A 4,674-nucleotide genomic window follows, 5' to 3' on the forward strand; every position below is an offset into this window, starting at 1 on the left:
ACTGCTACCGTTCCCACTGCTGCCGCCATTTGAATTGCCGACTCCGCCGCCGGCGCCCGCGCCACTTGAGTTGCCGCCGGACGTGCCGGTGCCGCTACCGCCAGCACCCGAGCCATTGCTCGAAGAGCCAGAGCTACTTCCCGCACCGCCGCCTTTGCTCGCGCCACTACCACCCGACGTGCTCCCAGAGGATCCGCCTCCCTTTCCAGGAATGGCCAAACCCGCACCGATGCTTGAGGTCCCGTTCGAATCGTAGCCGTAATCTTCGTTGGCGCTGTTAATGCTCGTCGCTGCGACTGTCGCGACGGCCGAGGGGGCTTTACTAACAGGTCCGCAATCGACCGTCGGCATGCTGTAGCAGGGGGCGATGGGCGCTCCGGCAAGAGGCATAGCTCCCGTCTGCGCGTTTACCAGACCCGGTATAGCGCTAGCGAGAACAATGCAGCTCACCTTGAGAGCGGTCCTCAAATTTGATTTATAAGTAGTGCTCATATTATCTCCAGTATGAAATGCGCATCTGTATCGCGCTCCCACCTGGGTAGGACACGATGTGACCTAAGAATGACAGGATGCTCAAAGCGTTCTGTGCGCTGTGCCACGCGACTGGAGGTAGTTGTGCTAGGAGGGTGTGCGCGGGCGCAGAAAACGTTTGCGCGGCCCGCGCAGGCCTCGTCGAGTACTGTTATTTGGCTCGGAACCCTGTTTTTGTCGGCTTTGCAGGTTGACGATGTCTCATCAACCGCTCGATCTCACGCAAACGGATTCGCTCAAGTTCGAGTGCTTGGTCAACCGCGACTCGCTGTCGATGCAGACCGCTGCAAGCATCGAGCCGCAGAGCCCGACATGCGAATCTGCGCATGGCGTGTAGCGGTTTTAGCGCGCTAGTGACCGGGCGAGGTTGCGCACGACCGGATCTTTCGTCGTCGGACCGGTGGCGGCATCGTGATAGGTCGCAGCAAAGGCTTGTATCGGGGACGCGTCGACACCATTGGCCTGCGACCACGCGCCATTTTTGGATTTGCAGTCGCTGAAATTCGATAGTCGTTTTTCGCGACTTCCGCTGCTGCTTCGGTGACTCTGGCCAATGCTGCTTTGTTCAAGATCACGTGATCCGATGGCGGCACGAGCAACAATGCATCGGCGATATGCGCAATGCGAGGAGCGCCTCTACGACGATGGCCGGAGCGGTGTGGCGTACGACTGGTCTGAGTACGATGGACCGGACGACGGCCTGGTCCAGGCCCTGCGAAACTGCTCGCATTGAGGAAGCGTTGCTCGCGACCCATCACTACAATCGGCGTAGTAGTGTCCGCGATTCTGTTCCGACGACACTGCTGAACGTTGCAGTTGCTACAAGCGGTCCAATGCCTGGAAGCGTACGAGCCGTTGAACTTTCGTCGCGTTAAATTATTTCCGGATTCTCGATATTAAGTTCGTCGACCCATTGCTGTAGGGTCGTTACTGTTCGAGGTATATCTATCCGCGGCGTCTGAGTAAAAGCGTGATCCGTACTTCGGGCTATAGACTAGCGCCGCGATCGCCTGCTTCAGCTGTATAAGGTCCACCGGGAAGATGAAATCCGCGTCTGCTACATTTCACTGACCGCTTGTGAATGAGCCGCTCCCGCATACGACGAATTGAATGCAGCGGCCACTGTTCTGCATTCCTGATCGATACTACGCGAATGTCTGGCCGCGATACCGCAGCACAGATTGCTACCGTGTTGATAGCAAAAGAACGGCGTGGCCAGACGAGATTAATTCACGGGTCAGAAGTGAGAGTCATGACAAGCTTCGATCCGACTCAGCTCGGCTTCAGCTTGAAAAGAAGGTCATTACGTCAGCTCGACGGAGCTTGCGCTGTCGCATCGCTGCGATCAACGCCGTGACTTTGAAGCATGTATTTCGCAACACCATGCCCGATGCTCAGGGAGCGCATCAAAAATCTCCCGAAAGCGGTGCGGGAAGTGATGCCCTGGATGAGGTGGGAGTCCATACCATCAGCCTCGTTGCCGCTTGATCCCTGCAGGGCCGCTATGAACTCCGCTGACTTGCGCCGCATTCATCAAGCGAGCCCGAGGCTCATATTGCGATCAGGTTTTGCGAGTCCCCGTCCCACTGTTTTGTCGTCGTAGCCGGTTGCAAACGCGACCCTTCGACGGGTCATCCTGTTTGCTTAATCAGGCGACCCGCCACGCGCAGGATTGGTCAATATTCAATACGCCCCGTCTCTCTTAAAGATGACCTTGAACGTCTTCAGCAAAATCAATATGTCGAGCGCAAGCGAACAGTCCTTGGCGTAAGAAACATCAAGTGAAACCCGCGTCGCATAGTCAACATCGTTCCGTCCGCTGACCTGCCATAAGCCCGTCATGCCCGGTTTGGTCGCCAGGTAATATTGCACGTCGGTGCCGTATCTTGCCAATTCCTCATCGACTACCGGTCGCGGGCCAACGAGGCTCATCTCGCCGCGGAGCACGTTCCAGAGTTGAGGAAGTTCGTCAAGACTGGTGCGGCGTAGCAACCGGCCGATCGGCGTTATCCGGATGTCGTTCTTGAGCTTGAAATCACGTTCCCATTCCTCGCGCGCTTTCGGATCGGTTGCTAAAAGGTGCTTGAGGACTGCGTCCGCACCGGTGACCATGGAGCGAAACTTCAAACATCGAAATTTTCGCCCGTTGCGGCCTATCCGAACATGGCCGAAGACAGGACGGCCTCCGTCGCTCATCACAATGACACCCATGATGAGAAGGATAGGAAACATGGCAAGCAGCAAGGAAGAAGCACCGACAATATCGATTGTCCGCTTGACGACGTTTCTTGTCGTCAGCGACAAGCCCATACCGCCAGCCGTCGATTCGTCAGGTTGATGCCCTTGGCTAGCGGACACATCGAGGGATGCGTCCGGCGAGGCAGCGTCCAGGCAGGTTGTTGAGTCGGGCGAGCTATCTCCGCGAGACACGGATAATTCACGACTGTGGGCTGCCGGAATACTGGCCGGCATAAGATGTCTCGACATGGCACGTTTCTCCATCAGCACTTTCATTTGCGTCTCTCTTTGGTGAGTCCATGGCTATGTTTATACCTTCCAGAGAAAACCGAGAACGTGCGTTGCCACACGGAAATGCGAGACCGCCTATTCATTCCTCGCACCTTGATGACAAAGGAGGCTGCTTCATGACAATCTGCTTAAGGCAAGCACCAGGTTTGAGCGTGGTTTGAAAGCCGTTTCAACTGCGAGCGCTCAAAATTTGAATATCGTCTAACGAATCCGCCAATGCAGGACCACGCCATCACAGAGAGATTTGGCTGAACGTTTTCACATGGCTGACCCTGAGCCGACTTGGTGCCCTATATCAATCGATCATTAGTTTTGGCAGGAGATGCCCGGATCAAAGCGGAGTGCGATCTGGCGTGCCAATGTTTGATTCCCGCAACGGAAGATATCGACGTCCCTGCGTCGGATCGTCGGAATAACTATGTCTCAGAATTAGCTTCAGTCGTAACCTGCCCAGCCATAGATCGAAAGGGCACCAGAGTCGGGCACAAGGCGACACCGCCGAGCTAACGTTCGATATCGTGACTCACAGTCGAGATTCGCCTCGCAAGCCGCCAAAAAAATAATAGGCATACGACTCTATCTTGCGTCGATGTTGCGGCCGCTTTTCGAAGGGGCCCGCCGCCCGAATTTAGTGCATCTGCTCGCCCAAAGGCGTGACAGAAGGGTGCTGATTCAACGAGGCTTAATTGGCTAATTAAAAAGGATAGCTAATTAATATAACCGATGAAGAAATAACAGCAAGGGTTCGTAATAAGGTCGCTATGAAAGGTAATTTCAAGGGTCTCCTGACAGTTTTGACGTGCCATGTGAGAGAGGGCACACGCGTTGCTGACGAATGTCGTTCGCTTTGGCGCCGTAGCCTCCCCTTACTCTACTCACTCACTGGATCGCCATGACACCCGTTCAAAATCGGATGCGTACCCCACTTCTCACGGTTGTAATTCCGGCATACAACGTGGACGGATATATTGAGGAGGCGCTTGATTCGGTGCTTTCGCAGCCTTACATCAACGACATTGATATTGTCGTGATCGACGACGGGTCGAGCGACTCTACCTTTGCTGTCGTCAACAAGGTCATGGAGCGGGATTCTGGCGGCCATATTCGTTTGATCCGCCAGCGTAATCGCGGACTGAGCGGCGCCCGCAATGCGGGCATCGCGGCAGTGCGGACGCCCTATGTAGGATTTCTGGATGGCGACGATATCTTCTTGCCGGATTTTTCAGCCAGCATTGTGCCTTTGTTGGCCGAAGGCACATGGGACATGCTTGAATACAACGTGTCCATTATCGATAGCCATAGCCAAAATCTCGATACCATCGAGTTGGTCCCGCAGGCTATCGGCGGTGGCAGTCCAGTCGATCACACCACGCGCATGTACTTCGCCGAGGCCTTCCACACGTTCGTGTGGGCTCGGGTTTATCGAACCACTTTATTCGGGCCGGCACCGTTTCCGCTCGGTCGGCATTACGAGGATATCGCGGTGGTGCCATCGGTTTATCTGAGCGCCCATTCCGTGTACAAGATTGCGAGCCCTTTGATCGGTTATCGCCGCCGGTTTGGCAGCATCACACAAGGCGCGCCGGTGCAGGACGTGCACGACTTGCAGGTAAC

4 protein-coding genes and 1 pseudogene are annotated in these 4,674 nt (G+C 55.4%); 3 read left to right on the forward strand and 2 right to left on the reverse strand.

Annotated features, from left to right (window positions below; genetic code table 11):
* The coding region (locus GSQ93_RS37860; protein WP_216857709.1) for a hypothetical protein at positions 1-256 on the forward strand (256 nt) is incomplete at its 5' end.
* A gap of 471 nt (positions 257-727) precedes the next feature.
* Positions 728-868 (forward strand): hypothetical protein, encoded by a 141-nt coding sequence (locus GSQ93_RS31905; RefSeq protein ID WP_158939935.1) that lies wholly within the window; start codon positions 728-730, stop codon positions 866-868.
* 217 nt (positions 869-1,085) lie between these two features.
* Here the strand turns inward: GSQ93_RS31905 and GSQ93_RS38800 are convergent.
* Together GSQ93_RS38800 and GSQ93_RS31910 are read right to left on the reverse strand one after the other, a co-directional pair.
* Positions 1,086-1,316 (reverse strand): annotated as a pseudogene (locus GSQ93_RS38800) (mannose-1-phosphate guanylyltransferase/mannose-6-phosphate isomerase); the annotation flags it as partial.
* Between the two features lie 898 nt (positions 1,317-2,214).
* Positions 2,215-3,045 (reverse strand): sugar transferase, encoded by an 831-nt coding sequence (locus GSQ93_RS31910; RefSeq protein ID WP_254074168.1) that lies wholly within the window; start codon positions 3,043-3,045, stop codon positions 2,215-2,217.
* A 907-nt stretch (positions 3,046-3,952) separates the two neighbouring features.
* Here GSQ93_RS31910 and GSQ93_RS31915 point away from each other — a divergent pair.
* Positions 3,953-4,674 (forward strand): glycosyltransferase family 2 protein (locus tag GSQ93_RS31915; RefSeq protein ID WP_254074180.1); only part of this gene is annotated, 722 nt, incomplete at its 3' end.

It is taken from the genome of Burkholderia sp. S171 (assembly GCF_009766085.1).
In the GTDB taxonomy this organism is placed as follows: Bacteria; Pseudomonadota; Gammaproteobacteria; order Burkholderiales; family Burkholderiaceae; genus Caballeronia.

What these genes read in the sequence shown, in the direction of transcription:
- GSQ93_RS31905 (WP_158939935.1), top strand. Translation starts at nt 728, where the DNA reads ATGTCTCATCAACCGCTCGATCTCACGCAAACGGATTCGCTCAAGTTC.
- GSQ93_RS31910 (WP_254074168.1), bottom strand. Translation starts at nt 3,045, where the DNA reads ATGAAAGTGCTGATGGAGAAACGTGCCATGTCGAGACATCTTATGCCG.